The organism is Streptomyces sp. NPDC041968, assembly GCF_055589025.1.
Genome location: NZ_JBVJCB010000004.1, coordinates 318,151 through 339,969, shown reverse-complemented (window position 1 = coordinate 339,969; position 21,819 = coordinate 318,151). Strand labels below are relative to the sequence as shown.

The 21,819-nt window shown below is 73.5% G+C and carries 20 protein-coding genes; 5 read left to right on the top strand and 15 right to left on the bottom strand.

All coding sequences use genetic code 11. The features are described 5' to 3' along the window. Positions 1–3: 3 nt before the first annotated feature. Both ACZ6EG_RS12505 and ACZ6EG_RS12500 read left to right on the top strand, forming a co-directional pair. Entirely contained in the window at positions 4–786 is a 783-nt protein-coding gene (locus tag ACZ6EG_RS12505) for a CoA transferase subunit A (protein ID WP_391968713.1), read from the top strand. After that, positions 783–1,433 (top strand): 3-oxoacid CoA-transferase subunit B, encoded by a 651-nt coding sequence (locus ACZ6EG_RS12500; protein WP_391968471.1) that lies wholly within the window; start codon positions 783–785, stop codon positions 1,431–1,433. The genes ACZ6EG_RS12505 and ACZ6EG_RS12500 overlap by 4 nt, the downstream gene beginning before the upstream one ends. A 54-nt stretch (positions 1,434–1,487) precedes the next feature. Here the strand turns inward: ACZ6EG_RS12500 and ACZ6EG_RS12495 are convergent, their stop codons facing one another. The 12 genes from ACZ6EG_RS12495 to ACZ6EG_RS12440 all read right to left on the bottom strand — a co-directional run bounded on the left by ACZ6EG_RS12495 (position 1,488) and on the right by ACZ6EG_RS12440 (position 17,175). Continuing rightward, positions 1,488–2,909 carry a hypothetical protein gene (locus ACZ6EG_RS12495; protein WP_391968472.1) on the bottom strand — a complete coding sequence of 474 codons (1,422 nt, stop codon included), beginning with the start codon at positions 2,907–2,909 and terminating at the stop codon, positions 1,488–1,490. 35 nt (positions 2,910–2,944) lie between these two features. Continuing rightward, the gene (locus ACZ6EG_RS12490; RefSeq protein WP_391968473.1) at positions 2,945–3,619 is read right to left on the bottom strand and encodes a hypothetical protein; all 675 of its coding nucleotides are present in this window, start codon (positions 3,617–3,619) and stop codon (positions 2,945–2,947) included. Further along, positions 3,616–3,957, bottom strand: coding sequence for a hypothetical protein (locus tag ACZ6EG_RS12485; protein ID WP_391968474.1), 342 nt, complete (start codon positions 3,955–3,957; stop codon positions 3,616–3,618). The genes ACZ6EG_RS12490 and ACZ6EG_RS12485 overlap by 4 nt, the downstream gene beginning before the upstream one ends. Positions 3,958–4,135: 178 nt before the next feature. After that, positions 4,136–5,557 (bottom strand): extracellular catalytic domain type 1 short-chain-length polyhydroxyalkanoate depolymerase, encoded by a 1,422-nt coding sequence (locus tag ACZ6EG_RS12480; RefSeq protein ID WP_391968475.1) that lies wholly within the window; start codon positions 5,555–5,557, stop codon positions 4,136–4,138. Positions 5,558–5,867: 310 nt separating this feature from the next. Further along, complete coding sequence (locus tag ACZ6EG_RS12475; protein ID WP_469604327.1) at positions 5,868–8,012, bottom strand: SWIM zinc finger family protein; 2,145 nt, start codon at positions 8,010–8,012, stop codon at positions 5,868–5,870. A 491-nt stretch (positions 8,013–8,503) separates the two neighbouring features. After that, on the bottom strand, positions 8,504–11,371 hold the full coding sequence (locus ACZ6EG_RS12470; RefSeq protein WP_391968715.1) for a DEAD/DEAH box helicase: 2,868 nt from the start codon (positions 11,369–11,371) through the stop codon (positions 8,504–8,506). 138 nt (positions 11,372–11,509) lie between these two features. Beyond that, positions 11,510–12,091, bottom strand: coding sequence for a sugar kinase (locus ACZ6EG_RS12465; RefSeq protein WP_391968476.1), 582 nt, complete (start codon positions 12,089–12,091; stop codon positions 11,510–11,512). Next, complete coding sequence (locus tag ACZ6EG_RS12460; RefSeq protein ID WP_356607167.1) at positions 12,088–13,236, bottom strand: ROK family glucokinase; 1,149 nt, start codon at positions 13,234–13,236, stop codon at positions 12,088–12,090. The genes ACZ6EG_RS12465 and ACZ6EG_RS12460 overlap by 4 nt, the downstream gene beginning before the upstream one ends. Positions 13,237–13,388: 152 nt before the next feature. Beyond that, positions 13,389–14,180: an ATP-binding cassette domain-containing protein gene (locus ACZ6EG_RS12455; RefSeq protein WP_469604004.1), complete on the bottom strand. Its 792-nt coding sequence runs from the start codon at positions 14,178–14,180 to the stop codon at positions 13,389–13,391. After that, a complete protein-coding gene (locus ACZ6EG_RS12450; protein WP_469604001.1) occupies positions 14,177–15,217 on the bottom strand; it encodes an ABC transporter permease in 1,041 nt (346 codons plus the stop codon). Before ACZ6EG_RS12450 ends, ACZ6EG_RS12455 begins: the two co-directional genes overlap by 4 nt. After that, positions 15,214–16,218: a sugar ABC transporter substrate-binding protein gene (locus ACZ6EG_RS12445; RefSeq protein ID WP_469603998.1), complete on the bottom strand. Its 1,005-nt coding sequence runs from the start codon at positions 16,216–16,218 to the stop codon at positions 15,214–15,216. Before ACZ6EG_RS12445 ends, ACZ6EG_RS12450 begins: the two co-directional genes overlap by 4 nt. A 219-nt stretch (positions 16,219–16,437) precedes the next feature. Further along, complete coding sequence (locus tag ACZ6EG_RS12440) at positions 16,438–17,175, bottom strand: GntR family transcriptional regulator (RefSeq protein ID WP_469604324.1); 738 nt, start codon at positions 17,173–17,175, stop codon at positions 16,438–16,440. A 129-nt stretch (positions 17,176–17,304) separates the two neighbouring features. Here ACZ6EG_RS12440 and ACZ6EG_RS12435 point away from each other — a divergent pair, with 129 nt between their 5' ends. Next, positions 17,305–18,336, top strand: coding sequence for a Gfo/Idh/MocA family protein (locus ACZ6EG_RS12435; RefSeq protein WP_469603995.1), 1,032 nt, complete (start codon positions 17,305–17,307; stop codon positions 18,334–18,336). A gap of 115 nt (positions 18,337–18,451) precedes the next feature. On the opposite strand, the gene ACZ6EG_RS12430 is transcribed toward ACZ6EG_RS12435, so the two are convergent. Further along, the gene (locus ACZ6EG_RS12430; RefSeq protein ID WP_469603991.1) at positions 18,452–19,069 is read right to left on the bottom strand and encodes a response regulator transcription factor; all 618 of its coding nucleotides are present in this window, start codon (positions 19,067–19,069) and stop codon (positions 18,452–18,454) included. Here ACZ6EG_RS12430 and ACZ6EG_RS12425 point away from each other — a divergent pair. Next, positions 18,986–19,183, top strand: a complete 198-nt coding sequence (locus ACZ6EG_RS12425) for a hypothetical protein (protein WP_383639405.1) — start codon at positions 18,986–18,988, stop codon at positions 19,181–19,183. The two genes, ACZ6EG_RS12430 and ACZ6EG_RS12425, sit on opposite strands and share 84 nt — an antisense overlap. Before the next feature lie 27 nt (positions 19,184–19,210). Here ACZ6EG_RS12425 and ACZ6EG_RS12420 read toward each other — a convergent pair whose 3' ends face one another. Continuing rightward, positions 19,211–19,606, bottom strand: a complete 396-nt coding sequence (locus ACZ6EG_RS12420; protein ID WP_391968482.1) for a ribonuclease domain-containing protein — start codon at positions 19,604–19,606, stop codon at positions 19,211–19,213. 152 nt (positions 19,607–19,758) lie between these two features. On the opposite strand from ACZ6EG_RS12420, the gene ACZ6EG_RS12415 reads away from it, so the two are divergent. Continuing rightward, complete coding sequence (locus ACZ6EG_RS12415) at positions 19,759–20,520, top strand: 3-oxoacyl-ACP reductase family protein (protein ID WP_391968483.1); 762 nt, start codon at positions 19,759–19,761, stop codon at positions 20,518–20,520. A 113-nt stretch (positions 20,521–20,633) separates the two neighbouring features. Here the strand turns inward: ACZ6EG_RS12415 and alc are convergent, their stop codons facing one another. Next, a complete protein-coding gene (gene alc / locus ACZ6EG_RS12410; RefSeq protein WP_391968484.1) occupies positions 20,634–21,764 on the bottom strand; it encodes an allantoicase in 1,131 nt (376 codons plus the stop codon). Positions 21,765–21,819: the final 55 nt, after the last annotated feature.

Sequence of the window (21,819 nt, the reverse complement as noted above, 5' to 3'; positions counted from 1 at the left end):
CACGTGAACAAGGTCCGCGACAGCGCCGCCGAGGCGGTGGCCGACATCCCCGACGGCGCTTCGCTCGCCGTCGGCGGCTTCGGCCTCTCCGGTGTCCCCGCCGCCCTCGTCGACGCCGTGCACGCCCAGGGCACGACCGCCCTGGAGGTCGTGTCCAACAACTGCGGCGTGGACGGCCGCGGTCTCGGCGTCCTGCTCGCCGCGGGCCGCATCGCCCGGGTCACCGGCTCCTACGTCGGCGAGAACAAGGAGTTCGCCCGCCAGTACCTGAGCGGCGAGCTGGAGGTGGAGCTGACCCCGCAGGGCACCCTCGCCGAACGGCTGCGCGCCGGCGGTGCGGGCATCCCCGCCTTCTACACCCCGGCGGGCGTCGGCACCCAGGTGGCGCGGGGCGGCCTGCCCTGGCGGTACGCGCCTGGGGGCACCTCCCGGCCGGAGGCGGGGGGAGGGACGGTGGCCGTCGCCTCCCCGCCCAAGGAGACGCGGGAGTTCGCGGGACGCCCGTACGTCCTGGAGCACGGCATCACCACCGACTTCGCCCTGGTACGGGCCTGGCGCGGCGACCGGCACGGCAACCTCGTCTTCCGGCACGCCGCCGCGAACTTCAACCCCCTCGCCGCCATGGCAGGGCGCATCACGATCGCGGAGGTCGAGGAACTCGTCGAGCCGGGCGCCCTCGACCCGGACGAGATCCACCTGCCCGGCGTGTTCGTCCAGCGTGTCGTCGCCCTCACCCCCGAACAGGCGGCCGACAAGCCCATCGAGAAGAGGACCGTACGCCCATGAGCTGGACCCGCGACCAGATGGCCGCCCGTGCCGCCGCCGAACTCGCCGACGGCTCCTACGTCAACCTCGGCATCGGCCTGCCCACCCTGATCCCCGGTCACCTCCCGCCCGGCGTGCACGTGGTGCTGCACTCCGAGAACGGCATCCTGGGCACCGGCCCCTACCCGCGCGAGGACGAGGTCGACCCCGACCTGATCAACGCCGGCAAGGAGACCGTCACCGTCCTGCCCGGCGCGTCCTTCTTCGACTCGGCGCTCTCCTTCGGCATGATCCGCGGCGGTCACATCGACACCGCCGTCCTCGGCGCCATGCAGGTCTCCGCCCGCGGCGACCTCGCCAACTGGATGATCCCCGGCAGGATGGTCAAGGGCATGGGCGGCGCCATGGACCTCGTGCACGGCGCCCGCCGCGTCGTCGTCCTGATGGAGCACACCGCCAAGGACGGCGCCCCGAAGATCGTCGACAGGTGCGACCTCCCCCTCACCGGCGAACGCTGTGTCCACCGCATCATCACCGACCTGGGCGTTCTCGACGTCACCGCCGACGGCCTGGCCCTCGTCGAGACCGCCCCCGGCGTCACCGTGGAGGAGATCACCGGCCGGACCGACGCGGCCGTGCGGGTGGACGGCGTCTTCGCCGCCTGCTGACCGGTGAGACCGGGAAGGCTCCGCCGGCAGCCGGTCCTCGGATCGGCTCCGACGTCAGGTGCCCGGGTAGGGCACGTCGCCGGGCGAGTGGCGGCTGCGGAAGCGGCGTTCGAAGGCCGCGATCGCCCGTGCCGGCCCTCCTTCGCCGGACGGCGGCACCGCGATACCGTCACCGTCGTCGTCCACGTAGGCGACCTGCCCCACCGGGTGCGCGGTTCTCCCCGGCGCGGGCACGTAGAGCCTCCAGCCGGTTCCGAGTCGCTCCGCCGCGAACGCCGCCGCGGGAGCGTCCTGGTCCGAGCCCGCGGGCGGTTCGATGTGCTTCCGCGCCAGGGACAGGGCCGTCCCCTGGGAGAGCCGGCCCGGGGCGATGGAGTAGCCGACACCCGCCAGGGACAGCTGGAACAGGGCCTCGTCGACGTCCTGACCGTCGGCGTCGCCCAGCAGGCGGACGAGAGCGTCTCTGGTCACGGTTCCCTGGTGTCCGCTCGACACCAGTTCCTCGGCGGCCCGTGCGATGTCCTCGGAGCCTTCGGCTCCGGCCACTCGGCCGATGACATCGGCCACGGTCCGGTCGGTCCACACGCCCGGCACCGCGGTGTCGCAAGCGGCGGCCGCCGGTGAGTCACCCCGGTACCAGCACCCTCCCTCCCACCAGTAGCAGAACGACATCAGCCCCCTGCGGCCGCGTGGGTTCAGTACGGGGTCGGCGACCCATTCCGGCGCCCCCCTGTACAGGTCGGGCAGGCTCCCGGTCGCATACCCCGAGGCGAGGGAGGGCGCGTCCCACACACCGCCGGACAGCACCGCGCGATCGCCCGGCAAGCGGTACAGGGTGCTCCCCCCGCGTCGCGCTCCCTCGAACCAGGCGAACCCCGGGGACACCCGGGGCCCCCACTCCGACCCGGCCGCCACGAAGACGGCCGAGACGACCGCCCACCGCGCCCACATCTCGGGAAAGGAGGGGAACTCGTTCACCGTCAGCTGCGGCCATCGGCTGCGCGCACGGTTCTCCCGTGCCTCCTGTGCCGCCTGACGGGGGCTTCGCATCTGCCGGTCACCATGATGGAGATAGGCCTTCATCCACAGCGGAAGGTCTCCGCGGGGGTGGTCCTCCAGATCCGCCCGGTAGGCCTCCGCCGGGAAGAGCTGGTCTTCGGGAAAGGGTTCCTCGCCACGGTCGTAGGTGACGTCCACCTCGCCCTCGGAGGTGGCCACCAGCGACATCCTCCACCAGGGCCCGGCCCCCGTGGCGGCGGTGACCTCGCGCTGCTTCCGGATGAGTTCGACCTCCGCCGCCGAAGGCCGGACCCTGAGCGTCCTGTGCGGGTAGCGCAGCGCGATGTCGAAGTACTGTGCGTCGCCGGCCAGGGCGAACTCGGCGACGAGGCCCAGCCAGCCGGGCGTGGACCGACGGGTGAGGCGGTCCACGAGGTCGCGGACCATGGCGTCGGCCGTACTCTCCGCGTCGTTCACGATTCCCTCGATCTCCCTCTCGTGCGGGCGCGCTGTCACCGGGTGAAGACGTGCAACTTGGGGGAGAACACCTCCTGCCCACTCGCCTCCGCCACGAGCCGGACCTGAGCGTGGTTGGGCATGTTCCGCTGGTACGACGCGAGGTGCAGGGTGTACCGGTAGATGCCGCGAGGCGGGAGGTACAAGGGGTCGGGCAGATCGTACGTCGGACGTATGTCGACCCGGTCCGGTGCCATGTGGTCCATGAGACCCACCTTGTACTGCTTCCTGATCGGCGGCATGACGATCTCGTACTCGTCCGTGGCCGGCCTGATGACGCTGGCCTCCGGATATCCGTACATGTAGACCACTTGCTGCACTTCCTCGACCGCGATCCCCACCTTGGACAGGACGGCGGGCGAGTCGCCCACGTTCAGCAGGATCAGGTCGAAGAACAGATCGGCGTCGTAGATCAGGCTCGTGAGACTGAAGAGCCTCTCGCACCTTTCGGTGAACTCACAGACGAGGAAGCCGGACCGGTGCGGATACTCCGCCCATCGCGGTCTCGTGTGCGGGGGAATGCCGATGTGCACGAACCGCACCCCCGACGGCGGCGGTGGCGGGTGGTAGTCGATGGCCACATCGCCGATGTGGACACCCGTGTTCGCGTAGGCGTCCGCCTGTGCGTTCCCCGTCCGGTTCGCCCTGCCCTCCACCGGGCGGCGTTTCACTGGATTCCCGTGTTCGCGTCGCCGTCGGTCGAGCTCGCGTCCCCGGTGTCCTCGGCCCGCTGGGAGCCGTCGGCGGCGCGTCCGGTCTTCACTCCCGTGTTCGCGTCTCCCCGTCGGGTGGTCGCGCTGCCCGTACGTGACGCGACGAGCGTCGGCTGCTGTCGAGAGGCGTGCAGTGCGGCCCAGACGGAGACGCCGACCGCGGCCACGGCGGCCAACGCCGAGACGGACGTCGCGATCTTGTCCCCGTCCTCCCAGCGGACCACCGCCAGCCAGGCACCCAACGCTGCGACCAGGAGGCCGGTCCCGGAGAGGACGGCGACACGGAGAGTGATCATCGGAAAAGGGTCTCATGGGCGTGACGCACCGTCAGCCCCTATTGATCGAACGGCATATGCCCCCGGGAGCCGCGGCTGGAGCGGCCGGCCACCCGTCGCGCCGCGGAGCCGGACACACGGGCTGACGGCCGGGCGCCGGTGAGCGCCTCCGGGTGGCCGGGGGGGGCGCTCGCGGTGCTCAGACCGGGCAACCCGAGTCGGCGACCACGTAGTGGCCGGGTGAGGTCTGCTGGAGCGTGTGGGTGGTGAACGTGTTCCACAGGCCCATGGGTTGGCCGGAGCCACGGGCGTAGGCCCGGCCGCCCTCCGCGTAGGCCCGGCCGGCGACGGTGTGGTCGTAGTTGCTCGCCGTGTGGCACGTGGGCGTGAACCCGGTGGTGGTCGCGGCGACCGCGGACGAGGGCGGGCCCGCCGCACCCGCGGCGTCGACGGCGGTCACCGTGTAGCGGTACGTGCTGCCGGACGCGAGGCCGCTGTCGGTGTGGCCGGTCGACGCGGTGGTCGCGATCCGGGCGCCGCCGCGGAGGACGGCGTACGAGGTCGCTCCGGGGACGGCGTTCCAGCTGAGGGTGACCGAGGTGGCGGTGGTCCCGGTGACGGCCAGTCCGGTGGGGGCGGGGAGCGGGCCGGGCTCCTCGCCGCCGCCGCCGTCCAACCCCCAGAAGCGGGCGGTGTGGTGGCTGGAGCAGATGGTGTCGAGGTAGTAGGCACCGGTGGCTCCGCACTGCTCGGCGCCGCTGCCGGGGTCGACCGCGAGACCGTGGGCCATGCCGGAGATCGAGTAGACCTCGACCGCGGGCCGGCCGGAGGGGTCGTCGTAGACGGTGCGCGTGGTGCCTCCGGTGAGGGTGTCGGTCCGGGAGGGCGTCTGGCCGATGCCCCACACGTCGGTCCACTGGTCGCGCAGTTCCGTGGCGTTGGCGGGCCGGACGGTGGTGTCGGCGGTGCCCTGCCAGATCGCCACGCGCGGCCAGGAGGTGGTGCCCGCGGGGGCCGCGGAGCGGACCAGGTCGCCCCACTGGGCGGGCGTCCGGTCCGGCGGGCTGTACATGCAGGTGTAGGCCGCGCCCACGCTGTCGGCGCAGGCGGCGGGGAGACCGGAGGCGACGGCGCCGCCCGCGAAGACGTCGGGGTAGGCGGCGAGCAGGTTCGCCGTCATGCCACCGCCGGCCGACAGGCCGGTGACGTAGACGCGTCCGGGGTCGCTGCCGTAGCGCGCGACGGCCTCCTCCACCATCTGCCGGACCGACAGCGCCTCGCCCCGGTCGCGCGCGCTGTCACCCGGCTGGAACCAGTTGAAGCAGTTGTTGGCGTTGTTCGCGCTGCTCGTCTGGGGGAAGACCACCGCGAAGCCGTAGCGGTCGGCGACGGTGGGCCACCCGGAGTGGGCGTAGTAGTCGTTGGCGCTCTGGGTGCAGCCGTGCAGGGCGACCACGAGCGGCGCGTCGGAGGGCAGGGCGTCGGGCACGTACGCGTACATGGACAGGTTGCCCGGGTTGGTCCCGAAACCGGTGATCTGGGTCAGACCCGCGGCGGACGCCTGCGGGCCCCCGGCCACCAGGCCGGCGGTGAGGGCGAGGGCGCCTGCCGCGGCGGTCATCCACCTGCGGACGCCCGCCGCGCGGCGGCGGCTCTTCGCGGAGCGGTGCGGAGGGTGCGGGGGGTGCGGGGGGTGCGGCGGGTGCGGTTGTCCCATGTCGGCTGCCTCCTGGGATGGACACGCTCTGGAGCCGGATCACGGATTCCGGCGCCGGTGTCCGCGCATCATCCGGCGACGGCATCCCGAACGGCATGGACCGCGCGAACAGGGTGGCAGCGAGTGCTGTGTGACGGGCCTCCATGGCCTCGCCGGGGCCTCGGCGTGTATGTCCCGCCGGTCCCGCCGTGGGAGGCCGACCGTCCCGGACCGGTCAGAGGTCGCCGGCGCCGCCCAGGCCCGTCAGTGCGCCGACCGGGTCGAGGTCGGGGGTGCCGCGCGGCCACCAGTCGTCGCGGCCGGGCTCGGACTCGTAGGCGTACCAGAGGCCCGTCCGGCCGAGCCGGAGCTGCACGTGTCCCCGGGGGTGGGTCAGGTGGTTGCGCCAGGGGCGGAAGGCGGGGAGGTCCGCGGCGAGCAGCAGGGGGCGGGCCCGGTCGAAACGGCCGGCCGGCGGGTCCCAGGGCTCCTCCAGGACGTCGAGTCCGTCCGGTCCGCCCTGGCGCCAGGCGGCCACCGCGCGCGCCAGCTCGGCGGTCTCCCGGCCGGCGGCCTGGGCGAGGGACGCGTAGAGCGCGCGGGTTCCCGCGGTGAGACCGGAGCCGGGGCGGGCCGCGGCGAGCCGGACGGCGTCCCGCCACAGCGTCAGCCCGCCGATCGGGTCGCGGCCCGTGGTGAGGAGCGCGTGGGCGCGGGCTGCGGCGTCGGTGGCCAGCTGGTCCAGCGCGAACGGGTCGGGGCCGCCCGGTGCCGCCGGGTAGGCCGGTGGCTGCTCGGGGTGCGGGGGTGCGGGCAGCGGCGCCGGGAGGGGCGGCGGCGTGCGCTCGGCCAGGGCGGCGGCGGCCCGCACTCCGGGCAGGGGCGTGGGCCCGCGGTCCTGGGCGGCGCGGGCGGCCCGGGCCGCGTTCAGCCGGGAGAGGGCGTCCAGCAGCTCGCGTTCGCCCCGGCCACGCAGCAGGAGCAGGACGAAGGGGTCGGCGTCGAGCAGGCGTGCCGTCTGGTAGCAGAGGGCGGCGGCGTGCTTGCAGGGGTGCCCGGAGTCCGGGCAGCTGCACTGCGGGGCGAGGTCGCCGGGGCCGGGCAGCAGGGGGACGCCGCAGTCGGCCAGGGAGTGGGGCAGCTCCTTGTCGAGGAGGGCGGCGATGTGCCCGGGCCGCTCGACGGCGGCGTCCAGGAACCGCTCCCAGCCCGCGTCGTCCAGCGTGCGCAGCCTGACCTGCACGCGGTAGGGCCGGGGGCGGCTGCCCTGTACGTACGCGAGGACCAGCCCCGGGGTCACGGTGATCGCGTCGACGTGCCCCCGCTCGGCGTACGCCCTCCCGCGCGCCAGCCGCGCGGCGTCCAGGGCGCCCTCCTCCAGCGCGGTCACCCACGCGTTTCCCCACCATGTCCCGGCGAAGTCCCCGCCCTCCGCCGGCCTGGGCGGCAGGGCGGGGAAGGTACGCCGCAGCTCACCGTCCCGGCCGGGGGCCGCCATGGAGCGCGGGGTGCGGGGGGTGCTGGGTGGGGTGGGGGCTGCGGTTCTCACGGGGGGCACGGAAGGTGGCGTGGGAAGGGCGTCCTCGTGCGGGCCGCGTGACGGTGTGCCGTGCGGTGCCTGGTGCGAGGGCCGCCGCGGGACCGGCTCCGAACCCTCCGGTCCACGCTCCGGGTGCGCCGCCACGCTGATCCGCGGCTGCGGTGGCTCGTGCGGTGGGGTGGCAGCGGCCGTCGGCTCGGGGGGCGTCGGCTCGGGGGGCGTCGGCTCCGCGGGCGGTGACGTTTCGGCGGAGTCCGCGGACCCGCCGGTGGGCTCACCGGGGGACAAGGGCTCACCGGGCAGCGGCTCGGAGGGCAGGGGCTCCACGGCAGACGCGGCCGTCCCGGCGGGGTCGACGTCCGGCGGCAGCCGGAAGGCCTTCCCGGCGAAGTCCCGAACGGCGCGGGCGCGGGCGGCGGCGGAAGGTGAACCGCCCGCCACTTGCGGCCCCCGGGCCGGGCGGGACGGCCGGCGGGAACTCGCCGCGCCCTTGAGCGCCGAGTCCACCCGCGCCTGCCGACGTGCCGCCCGCAGGGCCTCACGTGCCACATCGGCCGGTCGGGCCTCACGCGCCGCATCGGCCAGCCGGGCCACACGTGCCACATCGGCCGGCCGACTGTCCGCGTCGTCGGACGGGTCCGCGGACGCGGGGGGTGTGCCGGCGCCGGTGGCCGTGGGCCGAGCGGGCCGGGTCGTCCCTCCTGGCCGGGCGGCTTCCCCGCCCGCAGCGCCGGATGTGTCCGGCCGCGGGCCGCTGGACGGGAGTGCCTCGGGTGCGGCTTCCGGTGACACCGTGACGGCCTTCGCGGTGCGGGCGTGACGCAGCGCGGCGCGCGCGATGTCCCCCGGGCGCGGCCCGGGGTGCTCCTCCTCGGCCCGGTCCTGGTGCTCGCTCCGGTCCTGGTCCTGGTCCTGGCCGCGGTCCCGGACCCGGTCGAGGTCTTGGCCGCGCTCCCCGTCACGGCCCTGGTCACGGTCGCGGCCGGGGTCGAGGTTCTGATCACGGTCGCGGTCGAGGCTCGGGTGGGCCCCCTGATCACAGTCGAGGCTCAGGTGGGGCCCCAGGTCACGGTCGCGGCCTTGGTCGCTGCCGGGGTTTCGGTCGCGGCCCTGGCGCCGGGCGCGGCCCTCCTGTTCCCGGGATGGGCGGCGGTCCCGGCTCTCGGAGTGGTCGTCCCCTTCGGCCTGCTCACCCGTCGGCTCGGACGCCGCGGTGTGCGGGCCGGGGCGGGCGCCGTCGCCGTCCGCCCCGGCGGCGGGGTGCGACGCCTCCTCACCGCGTTCGCGCGCCGCGCGCAGGGCGCGGCGGGCCTCGTCGGCGGGCCGGGGGGTCATGACGGCCTCCGCAGGGACACCAGGTCGGACAGCTCACCGACGGTCAGCTCGGTGAGGGCCGACTCGCCCGAGCCGAGGACCGCGTCGGCCAGGGCCCGCTTGGACTGGAGCATCTCGGCGATGCGGTCCTCGACCGTGCCCTCCGTGATGAGGCGGTGGACCTGGACCGGCTGGGTCTGGCCGATGCGGTAGGCGCGGTCGGTGGCCTGTTCCTCCACGGCCGGGTTCCACCAGCGGTCGAAGTGCACGACGTGGCCCGCGCGGGTGAGGTTCAGGCCGGTGCCGGCGGCCTTGAGGGACAGGACGAGGACGGGCGTCGCCCCGCTCTGGAAGCGGTCCACCATGCGCTCCCGCTCGGGGACCGGTGTACCGCCGTGCAGCAGGTCGACGGGGACCGCGCGGAGGGCCAGGTGGGAGGTGATGAGGCGGGCCATGCCGACGTACTGGGTGAAGACGAGGACCGAGCCGTCCTCGGCGAGGACCGTGTCCAACAGCTCGTCCAGCAGAGCGAGTTTGCCGGAGCGGGCGCTCAGACGGTCGCCGCCGCCCGGCGGGTGCTCCTCCTTCAGGAACAGCGCGGGGTGGTCGCAGATCTGCTTCAGCGAGGTCAGCAGTTTGAGGACGAGGCCCCGGCGGCCCATGCCCTCGGCCGCCTCGATGGCGAGCATCGACTCGCGCACCACGGCCTCGTAGAGCGAGGCCTGTTCGCGGGTGAGCGGGACCGGGTGGTCCGTCTCGGTCTTCGGGGGCAGCTCGGGGACGATGCCCGGGTCGGACTTCCTGCGGCGCAGCAGGAAGGGGCGGATGAGCCGGGCGAGGCGCTCCACCGCCTGCTCGTCCTCCCCGTTCTCCACCGCTCGGGCGTGCCGGGCGCGGAAGGACTTGAGGGGGCCGAGGAGGCCGGGGGTGGTCCAGTCGAGGAGCGCCCACAGCTCGGAGAGGTTGTTCTCCACCGGGGTGCCGGTCAGGGCCACGCGCGCCGGGGACGGGATGGTGCGCAGGGCCTTCGCCGTCGCCGAGTACGGGTTCTTGACGTGTTGCGCCTCGTCCGCGACGAGCATGCCCCAGCGCTGCTCGGCCAGGGTGGCCGCGGCGGAGCGCATCGTGCCGTAGGTGGTGAGGACGAAACCGCCGGCCAGGTCCTCCAGGGTGCGGTCGCTGCCGTGGAAGCGGCGGACGGGGACGCCGGGCGCGAACCGGGTGATCTCCCGCTGCCAGTTCCCCAGGAGCGAGGCGGGGCAGACCACCAGCGTCGGTTCCGTCCGGGCCCGCTTGAGGTGCAGCGCGATGACCGTGACCGTCTTGCCGAGGCCCATGTCGTCGGCGAGGCAGCCGCCCAGGCCGAGCGAGGTCATGAGGTCCAGCCAGGACAGGCCGCGGAGCTGGTAGTCGCGGAGGGTGGCGTGCAGGCCGGGCGGCGGTTCGGCGGGCCGTACGCCCGCCGTGAGCCGGTCGCGCAGGGCGGCCAGCGCGCCCACCGGCACCACCTCGACCGTCTCGCCGTCCGCCTCCGCGCTTCCGGTGAGAGCGACGGACAGGGCGTCGACCGGGTCGAGCAGACCGAGGTCGCGCTTGCGGGCGCGGCGTACCAGGCCCGGGTCGACCAGCACCCACCGGTCGCGGAGCCGGACGACGGGGCGGTGGGCCTCCGCCAGGGCGTCCATCTCGGCCTCGGTGAGCGGGTCGCCGCCGATCGCCAGCTGCCAGCGGAACTGGAGGAGGTCCTCGCTCTCGAAGAAGCCGGTGCCGTCCGTCGCCGAACCGGGTGCGGGCCGGACCACCGCGGTCGCGGTGAGGTCCTGGGCCAGGTCGCGGGGCCAGTGCACCGCGACCCCGGCGGCGGCGAGCCGGCCGGCGGCCACGCCCAGCAGGTCGGTGACCTCCTCCTCGGACAGGCTGAGGACGTCGGGCACGTCCTGCTCGGCGAGCCGGTCGAGCGGCGGCCAGACGCGCGCCGCGCGCCGCACCGCGAGGGCGGCGTCCACGCGGGTGCGGGGACCGAACGCCGCGTCGGCCGCTCCCGACCACAGGTCCGCCGCGTCGGCCACCAGGGTGGGGTCGGCGAGGCTGTGGACCTGCACGATCGCGGCTCCGGCACCGCGCGCGCCGCCGCTGCCGTCGCCGTCCGCGTCGAACAGGTCGTAGGCCGACAGGTCCAGGCGGAGCGAGATCCGCACGCCCGCGTCCATGCCGGCGGCGACCTCCGCGGCCCAGTCGTGGGCGCCGGGCAGGTGCTGCGCTCCGCGCGCGGCGAAGGGGCGGCCGGAGGCGTGGGGCGCGGCCGGAGTGCGGGGCAGGGTGTCCGCGACGGCGTCCAGGAAGGCGCGGACCAGTGCTTCCGGCTCCGGCAGCCGGATCGGGCCCGGGCCGTCCAGCGGGACCGCGTGGCCCTCCGGGGGCAGGGCGGCGGCGACGGCCCGCAGGTGCGCGACGTCGTCGGGGTCCAGGGGGCCGGCCCGCCAGGCGTCGTGCCCGGTCGTCGTCAGGCCGGGCAGGAGCCGGCCGCGCGCGGTGAGCCGCAGGGCGTGCAGGGCCGCCGCTCCCCAGCACGCGGTGGCGGGGTGGGCGGCAGGGTCGTGCCGGGCGCGCACCAGCAGGGGCAGGGCCTCACCGACCGGGAGCGACAGCGCGGGCGTCGTGCCGCGTCGCACCCCGGCGCCGTGGCGACGTACCACGGTGAGTTCGGTGGGTTCGGCGGAGTGGAGCCCCGAGGTGACGGCGCCGCCCTCCGGGTCCCAGAAGGCGATCCGTCCGTCGCGCGGGAGGCTGGCGGGGAGGAAGACGGCCGCGAGCCGGAGGGGGACGGGCGCCGGCTCCTCCGGCTGCCGCGGCCGTCCGCGCTCATCCGCTCGCCCGCCGGTCATCACGTCCACCACAGCCGTGTCGCTCATACGTCCTGTCACCTCCCGCCCGCGGGTCCGATCAACTGTCTTCGACTCTACGGGCGGGGTCTGACAATCGGCTCCGGCGGCCTGCCGGGGCCGCTCGTCGCGGGTGCGGAGTCAGGGAACGGTGCGGGAGACCACGTAGACCATGGGGTAGTCCGGGTTCTCCATGTTCACGACGACGTCCTGGGTGGGTGCCGGGTCGCGCTGCTCGTTGACCAGACCCCACCAGGAGCCGGACCCGCCGAACTCCCAGCCGGTGACCCGCTGGGCGCGGTCGCTGATGGCGATGTTGTCCCGCTTCAGGGCGTCCCGGTCGACGCCCAGCCCCGCGAGGAAGGCGTCGAGGCCGGCGCCGGTGGTCTCGAACTGGACGTAGAGGCGGCTGGTCTTCCAGTTGTTCGTCTCGTAGTAGGCGACCTCTTCGGAGGGGACCGGTACCGGGACCTCGTAGACGCGACGCTGGAGCTTGGACGGCCAGCCCTCGGTCATGCCGGTCGCCGCGTACTTCGCCTCCTTCTCCCGGCCGCTGTCGCGGCTCTGGTTGGCGGAGATCACGAGGTAGCCGGCCGGGACGCCGATGAGCAGCACGATGATGAGCAGGGTGAGCGACCGGCGGCGGATCATGTGCCGGCGGTCCTCCACCGGGCGCCCGGACTCGTCCGGGGGGCCGGCCTGCTGGGGCACGGAGTCCGTCACAGGGACTCCCGGGGGGTGCGGCGGGCCTCCGCGAAGCGCTCGTACCGCTCGTAGCGCTCCACCCGCCGCCGCTTGGCGCGGCGGAACCGGCGGGCGACCAGCCGGGCCAGGTCGGCGGCGCCCACCATGCCGGCCTCGGGGCCGAGCTGGGCGCGGACGATGCGGGCCTCCGGGCGGTAGCCGCGGCCGGTGAGCTGACGTTTGAAGGCGTCCCGCGCGGGGCCGATCAGCAGGTCGTCGGCGGCGCTGACGCCACCGCCGACGACGAAGCAGGAGGGGTCGAGCGCGGCCGCGAGGTTCGCGATGCCCACGCCGAGCCACTGGCCGATGTCCTGGAGCAGCTCGATGCACATGGCGTCGCCGTCGCGGGCCAGCTCGGTGATCATTGGGCCGGTGATGTCGCCGATGCTGCCCTTGACGTGCTCGATGATGCCGTACGCCACCGGCGAGTCCGCCGCGGCCAGCTCCCGGGCTTCCCTGACCAGCGCGTTGCCGGAGCTGTACTGCTCCCAGCACCCGCGGTTGCCGCACGGGCAGCGGTGGCCGCCCGGCACGACCTGCATGTGCCCGAACTCGCCGGCGACTCCGTACTTGCCCCGCTTGACCTGCCCGTCCTCCAGGATCGCGCCGCCGATGCCGGTGCCGAGGGTGATCATGACGAGGTGGTCCTCGCCGCGGCCGGCGCCGAAGCGCCACTCCGCCCAGGCCGCGGTGTTGGCGTCGTTGTCCACCAGGACGGGGACCGCGAGGCGGCCGGCGATGCGGTCGCGCAGCGGCTCGTTGCGCCAGGACAGGTGGGGGGCGAACAGCACGCGGTTGCGGTCGGCGTCGACCCAGCCCGCCGCGCCGATGCCGACGGCGTGCACGTCGTGCCGGTCGGAGAGGTCCAGGACCAGTTCGACGATGGTGTCCTCGACGACCTTGGGGCTCTTGGACTTGTCCGGCGTCTCCGTGCGGAGCTTCTCCAGGATGTTGCCGTCGGCGTCGACGACGCCCGCCATGACCTTCGTGCCGCCGATGTCGATGCCGACCGTGGGCACGCGGGGCGCCGTCAGGTGTGAGCGGCGTTCCCTCGTGCCCACGGTGCGCAGGACCGGGGCGCGGCGGGAGCCGATGGGGGCGGTGAAGTCGCGGTAGGTGCTCATCGGGTGCGATTGTGCCGCACGCTCATGCCGGGTGCCGAATGGACGGGGGCGGGTGGTGACCGTGTTCACCGTCGGCGGGTACGTCATGGCTGGTCGCGGAGTCCCCCCGTGCCCCTCGCGGGGCCCTCCGACGATTCCCGCACGCCTGGGCCCTAGCGGCGTTCCAGTTCGTGCCGCAGATCGTCCAGCTCCGTTCCGCCCGCCATCTGCCGTGTCAGCTCGTCCAGCGTGATGTCCTCGCGCTCGTGGTTGCCCACCATCGAACCCCTCTTCAACAGCACGAACCTGTCGCCCACCAGGTACGCGTGGTGCGGGTTGTGGGTGATGAGGACGACACCCAGGCCCTGGTCGCGGGCGGCCGCGACGTATTTCAGGACGACGCCGGACTGCTTCACGCCGAGGGCGGCGGTCGGCTCGTCCAGGACGAGCACCTTCGCACCGAAGTGCACCGCGCGGGCGATCGCCACGCACTGGCGCTCACCGCCGGAGAGGGTGCCGATGGGCTGGTCGACGTCGCGCAGGTCGATGCCCATCCGCAGCAGCTCGGCGCGGGTGGTGCGGCGCATGTGGTCGACGTCCATGCGCTTGAAGGGGGCGACGCCCTTGCGCGGCTCGGAGCCCAGGAAGAAGTTGCGCCAGACCGGCATGAGGGGGACGACGGCCAGGTCCTGGTAGACGGTGGCGATGCCGCGGTCCAGGGCCTCGCGCGGGGAGGACAGGCTCGTCTCCTCGCCGTCCAGGCTCAGGGTGCCGCCGTCGTGCCGGTGCAGACCCGAGACGATCTTGATGAGGGTCGACTTGCCGGCGCCGTTGTCGCCGAGCACGCAGGTGATCTCGCCCGCGCGCACCTGGAGGGACACGCCCTCCAGGGCGCGGACGTTCCCGTAGTGCTTGCTGACGCCGGACAGCTCCACGAGCGGCGTACGGCGTTCGGTCTGCGTCACTTGGTGGCCTCCGCGCGCTTGCGGACCCAGGCGTTGAGCAGGGTCGCGAGGAGCAGCATCGCTCCGAGGAAGAACTTGAACCAGTCGGGGTTCCACTCGGCGAAGACGATGCCCTTGCTGGTCATGCCGAAGATGAGCGCGCCGACCGCCGAGCCGACGGCGCTGCCGTAGCCGCCGGTGATCAGGCAGCCGCCGATGACGGCCGCGATGATGTAGATCAGCTCGTTGCCGACGCCCTCGCCGGACTGGACGACGTCGTAGGAGAAGAGCAGGTGCTGGCCCGAGATCCAGGCGCCGAGGGCCACGCCCATGTACAGCCCGATCCTGGTCCTGGCCACCGGGACGCCGACCGCGCGCGCCGCGTCCTTGTTGCCGCCCACCGCGAAGATCCAGTTGCCGGCCCGGGTGCGCAGCAGGATCCAGCTGGCGACGGCGACCAGGGCGAGCCACCACAGGATGGTGACCTTGAAGCCGACGCCGCCGACGGTGAGCGTGGAGGCGAAGACGTCCCGGGCGAAGGCGAAGCCCTCCATGTCGGCGATCGTCTTGGTGGAGACGGTGCCGTCGATCAGCTTGGTGAAGCCCAGGTTCAGGCCGGTCAGCATCAGGAAGGTGCCGAGCGTGATGATGAAACTCGGCAGTTTCGTGCGGGTGAGCATGTAGCCGTTGAAGGCGCCGATCGCGAGGGTGACCAGCAGGGACACGGCCACGCCCACCCAGACGTTGGCGGTCATCTGGTAACTGAACATCGACGACACCAGCGCCGACGAGGTGACCATGACGCCCGCGGACAGGTCGAACTCGCCGCCGATCATCAGCAGCGCCACCGGGACGGCCATGATGCCGATCGTGGAGGCGGCGTAGAGCACCGTGCTGAGGCTGGCGGCGTGCAGGAAGCTGTCGGCGAAGAAGGCGAAGAAGAGGAAGACGGCGATCGCGCCGACGACGGAGCCCAGCTCGGGGCGGCCCAGCAGCTTCCGCAGCGGAGAGGACTGCAGAATCCTTTCGTCAGAATCCTTCGTCTGCGTGGCGCTCATCGGGTGCCCCGCCTCGTGTAGTCGCTCAGCGCGGCGGCGTCGTCCTTGGTGATGATCTGCGGCCCGGTGAGCACCGGCCGGCCACCGCCGAGGACGTCGGCGTTGTACCGGTACAGCCACAGCAGGTCGACGGCCTCGTAGCCCTGGAGGTAGGGCTGCTGGTCGACGGCGAAGCCAAGGCTGCCGTCCTCCAGTCCGGCGGCGACCTTGGCGTTGAGGTCGAAGGTGTCGATCTCGGCCTCGCTGTCCGCGCCCTGCTTGGCCTTCACGGCGGTGTCCGCGTAGGGGGCGCCCAGGGTGACGACCGCGTCCAGGGACGGGGCGGTCTGGAGCTTGGCCTCGATGGCGGACTGCACGTCCGGCATGCTGGTGCCGTTGACGTAGAGCCGCTCGATCTTTCCGTCGAAGGTCTTCTCCACGCCGTCGCAGCGCTGCTCGTGGCCGACGTTGCCCTGCTCGTGGAGGACGCAGATCGCCTTCTGGCGGCCGCGTTCGTTCAGCTCCTCGCCGACGGCCTCGCCGGCGATCGTCTCGTCCTGGCCGATGTGGGTGAGGGCGCCGAACGCCTTGGACTGCTCGGAGCCCGAGTTCACGGTGACCACCGGGATGCCGGCCTTCCGCGCGCGGTCCAGCGCGGACTTCATGGCGTCGGGCTTGGCGAGCGTGACGATGATCCCGTCGACCTTCTTGTCGATCGCCGCGTTGACGAGCTGCGCCTGCTGCTGGGCCTCGTCGTCGTGGGAGTACAGGAAATTGATGTTGTCCTTGACGGCGGCCTGCTCGGCACCGCTCTGGACGATGTCCCAGAAGGTGTCGCCATCACCCGAGTGAGTGATCATCGCGAAGGTCCAGCGGGGAGTGTCCACCGCGGCCTTCCCCTGGGCGGAGGCGGCCTTGCGGGCGTCCTCGGCGCGCTTGCCGCCCGTGCTGCTGCACCCGGCCAGGGACACCGACAGTGCCCCTGCCAGCGCGATGCCCACCCATGTCCGAAACCGTGCCACGAGGCCGTGCCCTTCTTGCCGTGCCGTGCTGTGCCGTGCTGTGCCGTTGCTGTGCGTGCCGGGCGTCGGCCGACGCCCCGGCCGGGATCCGGAAATCCCAAACGCCCCATTGTCCGACACACAAGCGGAGCACACGCCTCCGGGGAGTGCGACGACGGTCACATTGTCCGGACATTGCGACGAACCCGCACGGCGGGGGCCGCCGCCGGACGGCACCGGTCAGGGCCGCACGAGCAGCTGGAACTCGAAGGAGTAGCGGGACGGACGGTAGGTGTGCGTGCCGAACTCGACCGCGCGTCCCGTGTCGTCGAACGTCGTCCGCTCCATGGTCAGCAGGGGGGCGCCGACGTCCTCGCCGAGCCGTTCGGCCTCGTCGGCGGTGGCGGCGCGGGCGCCGATGGACTGGCGGGCGCTGTGCAGGGTGATCCCGGCGGCGCGCATCAGCCGGTACAGGCCGGTGGCCTCCAGCTGTCCGGTGTCCAGGTCGACGAGGCCGGGCGGCAGGTGGTTGCACAGGTACGCCATCGGCTCCCCGTGCGCCAGCCGGAGCCGCTCCACCCGGTGCACGTCGCTCTCCTGGGCCACGCCGAGCGCGGCGGCGACCTCCGCGGTCGCCGCGACGACGGTGTTGACCAGGACGTTCGTGGCCGGGCGCTGCCCCGCCGCCTCCAGGTCGTCGTAGAGACTGCTGAGTTCGAGCGGGCGCTTGACCTTGCTGTGGACGACCTGGGTGCCGACGCCCCGGCGGCGCACGAGCAGGCCCTTGTCGACGAGCGACTGGATGGCCTGGCGGACGGTGGGCCGGGACAGACCGAGCCGCGCGGCCAGCTCGATCTCGTTGCCCAGCAGGCTGCCGGGGGGCAGCGCACCGTGCTCGATCGCGGCCTCCAGCTGCTGCGACAGCTGGAAGTACAGCGGCACGGGGCTGCTGCGATCCACGCTGAGCTCCAGCGACACGGTCGGGTCCACTTCTGGTTTCGGCACGGGCCGAGCGTAGCTCCGTGCGCTGGTGACGGGAAGTTGTGTAGTTCGATTGTCCGGACATACGCATTGACAGGGCGTACGCTGTGCGCCCACTTTGATTCCATGCGCATCGGGGTCATCGGTACGGGCCGCATCGGCACCGTTCACGCCAACACGCTCAGCCGCCACCGCGACGTCGGGTCCCTGATCCTCACGGACGCCGACCTCGGGCGGGCCCAGGATCTGGCCCACCGGCTCGGCGAGACGGCGGCCCCCGGCGTGGACGAGATCTTCCGGTGGGGCGTGGACGCCGTGGTGATCACGACGGCCACCGCGGCCCACGCCGAACTGATCGGTCGGGCAGCACGCTCGGGGCTGCCGGTGTTCTGCGAGAAGCCCATCGCGCTGGACGTACCCGGCACGATCCAGGCGATCGCCGAGGTGGAGGCCGCCGGGACGGTCCTCCAGATGGGGTTCCAGCGGCGCTTCGACGCCGGCTACACGGGAGCCCGCGAGGCGGTGCGGTCCGGACGGCTGGGCCGGCTGCACACCGTCCGGGCGGTGACGAGCGACCAGGCGCCGCCGCCGACGGCGTACCTGCCGCAGTCCGGCGGGCTCTACCGGGACACGCTCATCCACGACTTCGACATCCTGCGCTGGGTGACCGGGCGGGAGGTCACCGACGTGTACGCCGCCGGTTCCGACGCCGGGCCGCCGATGTTCCGCGCGGCGGACGACGTGGACACCGGCGCGGCGCTGCTCACGCTGGACGACGGCACGCTGGCCACGGTGACCGCGACGCGGCTGAACGGCGCGGGGTACGACGTGCGCATGGAACTGGCCGGGGAGTCGGACCAGATCGTCGTCGGTCTCGACGACCGTACGCCGATCGCCTCGACGGAGCCGACCGGGCCGCCGGCCGCGGACAAGCCGTGGACCGGCTTCGTGGAGCGGTTCGGGCCCGCCTACGAGGCGGAGCTGGCGACCTTCGTGGAGGTCGTGCGCGGTGAGCGGGCCAACCCGTGCGACGGGCGCGAGGCGCTGCGGGCCCTGCTGATCGCCGAGGCCTGCGAGATCTCCCGGCGGGAGCGCAGAGCCGTGCGGCCGGCGGAGGTCCCCGGCGCCGGTGCCTCCGGGGCGTCCGCGGCGGAGTGAGGGCGGGCCGCCGGGTGAACGTCGGGGCCCGGCGTCCGGGCCTCGGCTTCAGCAACCCGGCGTCCGAGCCTCAGGTCCAGGCCCCGGCGCCCGAGCCCCCGTACCGGCCCCGGCGTCAGGGTCCGTCCTCGCCGTACTCGTCCAGCAGCCCCGCGTCGTAGGCCAGCAGCGCGATCTGCACCCGGTTGTCCAGGTCGAGCTTGGCGAGGATGCGGGAGACGTGGGTCTTGACGGTGGCGACGCCCATGAAGAGCTCCGCGGCGATGGCGGCGTTGGCCATCCCGCGGCCGACCGCGACGGCCACCTCGCGTTCGCGGTCGTTGAGCGCGGCGATGCGCGCACGCGCGCGGGTGCGTCTGGTGTCGGCGGTGCCGCCGGCCGCGTGGGCCATCAGTCGCCGGGTCACGGCGGGCGACAGGACGGGGTCGCCGGCCGCGACCCTGCGCACCGCGTCGAGGATCTCCGCGGGCGGGGTGTCCTTGAGGACGAACCCGGCGGCACCGGCGGCCGGGAGAGCGGGATGAGCGACCGAAGTCGCGAAGGTGTCGACTATCGGCGTCCCGGCCCGCACGCACCGGGGTCTTTCGTCGGACAGGGCTCGCCCCGCGGCCGATGTGCGTGGGGGGACCGCGGGGCGAGAGTCGACGGCATGAAGGAGTTGTTGGAGTTCCTGGGCCTGATGGCCGTGATCCAGGGCGTCGCCGGTCTGGTGCACGAGTTCACCGACTGGCACTGGGGCCTGGTGCAGCGGATCGGTTTCCTCGACGGCTACGAGGTCTACGCGAGCGTGGCGCTGCTCGCTCTCGGCGGCGCGCTGTTCGCCGCCGCCGAGAGCCGGAGCGGATGACCACCGCTCCGGGCCGGACCGGGGTGTTCAGCAACCGTGGTCGACGAGGTCGAACGAGGCGTAGTGGTCGGCCGTGTAGTAGTCCTCGCGGGTTGCCTCACCGGTGACGATCCGGCGGGCGCCACGGGTGTCGGAGCCGGGGGTGATCACCGTGTACTCGTGGTAGTAGCCGGTGGACCGGTCGGGCAGGATGCCCTCCCGGTTCTGGAAGACGGTCCCGTCCTGTTCGAAGGGATAGGGGCCGCCCTGCTCGATCAGGTCGAGGGTGTCGTGCGCCTGCGCGGGCAGGTCGCTGAGACAGATCTCGCCGACCGCGGCGGGGGCGGCGCCCGCGGTGGTCGCGGAGACGGTGCCGCCCACGAGGAGGGCGGACAGGACTGCGGCTGCTGCGCCGAGCCGAGCGGCGCGTGGGGGGAATCGCATGACCTCATGATGACGCGCGTAGACAGTGGCATGTCAATGACAAGTACGTGGAGGTTGCCGGTAAGTCGTATGGCGTTTCGGCGAGTTCACCGCGTGAGGTCGACGTCCGTTCACCGCCGGTACGAGCCCTCGCGGTCCGCTGGGATGGAGCCATGGACACGAACACACTCACTCATCCCACCGCCCCGCTGACCGGCCGGGCCGCCCTCGTGACGGGCGGCAGTCGCGGCATCGGCGCGGCGACCGCGGTGCGGCTGGCCCGGGAGGGCGCGGACGTCGCCTTCACCTACGTGAACGGCAAGGATGCGGCCGAGGACGTCGTACGGACCGTCGAGGCGCTGGGGCGCCGGGCGGTGCCCCTGCGGGCGGACGCCGGGGACGCGGCCCAGGCCACGGAAGCGGTGGAGCGGGCCGCGGACGCCCTCGGCGGCCTCGACGTGCTGGTCAACAACGCGGGCGTCGGCCTGCTCGGCCCCGTCGAGGGCTTCTCGGTCGGCGACCTGGACCGCGTGCTGGCCGTCAACGTCCGGGGCGTCTTCCTCACCGCCCAGGCCGCGGCCGCCCACATGGTCGACGGCGGGCGGATCATCACCGTCGGCAGCTGCATGGCCCTGCGGGTGCCGGGCCCCGGCGGGACGCTCTACGCGATGAGCAAGGCGGCGCTGATCGGGCTGACCAAGGCACTCGCCCGCGAACTGGGCGGACGGGGCATCACCGCGAACATCGTCCATCCCGGACCGATCGACACCGACATGAACCCGGCCGACGGGCCGTACGCCGAGGGACAGGCGGCGCTGACCGCGCTGGGCCGCTTCGGCACGGCCGAGGAGGTGGCCTCGACCGTCGCCCACCTGGCCTCGGCCGGGTACGTCACGGGGGCGGAGTTCTCGGTGGACGGCGGCCACGCGGCCTGACGCCGGCGGCGGACCATGCGCACGAGGCGCTCGGGAAGCCGCCGGTGACGGGTGATGCGCGTGGGGCGCGCCGGTGCTGTCCAGGCCGGGCGCGCCCCACGGGTCGGGATGGGTCAGCCGCCGAGCTCCTGGTGGCGGGCGGCGAGGTGGGCCGCTCCGTCCTCGGTCAGGGAGCCGAACAGGCGCAGGCGGGAGATGCCGCCGTCGGGGAAGATGTCCACGCGCGCGTGGGTGCCGACGGCCGCCTCGGGCAGGACGAAGCGGTGGTTGGTGTCGGGCTGCATCCGGGTCCGCGGCAGGATCTCGCGCCACTCGCCGTCCTCGCCGTCCTTCACGGACACCGAGGCCCAGCCGGCCGAGTTGCCCTTGAGGTAGGCGGTGTCGATCTCGATCGCGCGGATCTGCGAGCGGTCCACCAGCCGGTAGCGGATCCAGTCGTTGCCCTGGTCGCGGCGGCGGCGGGTCTCCCAGCCGTCGTCCATCTTCCGGGAGCGGCCCGGCTGGATGGTGTTGGTGGCCGGCGAGTAGAAGAGGTTCGAGGCGTCCTCGGCCTGGCCGCCGTTCTCCAGGGCGACCACGTCGAAGGTGCCGAGGGCGGTGAGCCACGCCGGGTCGGGCACGACCTCGCCGTACACGCGCAGGCGGGCGATGCCGCCGTCCGGGTGCTGCTTGAGGCGCAGGTGGGTGAAGCGCTGCTCGGCGGAGACGGCGAAGCCGTTGGCCGCGTGGCCGCCGACCGCCGTGCGCGGGACCAGGGTCGTCCACTTGACGTCGTCCGCGAGCAGTTCCTCGGGCGACGGCGAGCCCTCGACCGAGGTGCCCTCGACGGAGACGGCCTGCGGGTAGTTGCCGCGGAAGTGGGCCGTGTCGACGACGATGCCGCGGATCACGCCGGGGGCGCCGAGGCGGATCAGCGCCCAGTCGTGGTCGTCCTCGGTGGGCCAGGGGTGCTCGGCCGAGGCGCCGCGCCGCCGGCGGGTCTCCCAGCCGTCCATGACCTTGCCCTTGTGCCCGAAGTGCTCGGGGTCGAACTCGGCGGGCTCCGGCACCAGCAGGTTCTCGCGCTGGGCGAAGAACTCGTCGTTGGCGGCGACGACACCCGCGCCGAGCTGCCGGTCGGCAAGGTTGGCGTACTGGGTGAAGGGGAGGTCGGCGGTGCGGTAGTCCGCGTACGGGTCGCCGCCTCCGTAGGGCTTCGCGTCTCCGGTGAAGCTGGCCAACGAGGGGTTCTGCTGGGCCGTCACGGTGATCAGGTGTTCCTTTCGGGGTCGTTCGTGGAGAGTGTGGTCCAGGGGGTCC

What these genes read in the sequence shown, in the direction of transcription:
- ACZ6EG_RS12420 (WP_391968482.1), bottom strand. Translation starts at nt 19,606, where the DNA reads ATGCGATTCCCCCCACGCGCCGCTCGGCTCGGCGCAGCAGCCGCAGTC.
- ACZ6EG_RS12435 (WP_469603995.1), top strand. Translation starts at nt 17,305, where the DNA reads ATGCGCATCGGGGTCATCGGTACGGGCCGCATCGGCACCGTTCACGCC.
- ACZ6EG_RS12470 (WP_391968715.1), bottom strand. Translation starts at nt 11,371, where the DNA reads ATGACCGGCGGGCGAGCGGATGAGCGCGGACGGCCGCGGCAGCCGGAG.
- ACZ6EG_RS12425 (WP_383639405.1), top strand. Translation starts at nt 18,986, where the DNA reads ATGAAGGAGTTGTTGGAGTTCCTGGGCCTGATGGCCGTGATCCAGGGC.
- ACZ6EG_RS12480 (WP_391968475.1), bottom strand. Translation starts at nt 5,557, where the DNA reads ATGACCGCCGCGGCAGGCGCCCTCGCCCTCACCGCCGGCCTGGTGGCC.
- ACZ6EG_RS12460 (WP_356607167.1), bottom strand. Translation starts at nt 13,236, where the DNA reads ATGAGCACCTACCGCGACTTCACCGCCCCCATCGGCTCCCGCCGCGCC.
- ACZ6EG_RS12485 (WP_391968474.1), bottom strand. Translation starts at nt 3,957, where the DNA reads ATGATCACTCTCCGTGTCGCCGTCCTCTCCGGGACCGGCCTCCTGGTC.
- ACZ6EG_RS12500 (WP_391968471.1), top strand. Translation starts at nt 783, where the DNA reads ATGAGCTGGACCCGCGACCAGATGGCCGCCCGTGCCGCCGCCGAACTC.
- ACZ6EG_RS12415 (WP_391968483.1), top strand. Translation starts at nt 19,759, where the DNA reads ATGGACACGAACACACTCACTCATCCCACCGCCCCGCTGACCGGCCGG.
- ACZ6EG_RS12450 (WP_469604001.1), bottom strand. Translation starts at nt 15,217, where the DNA reads ATGAGCGCCACGCAGACGAAGGATTCTGACGAAAGGATTCTGCAGTCC.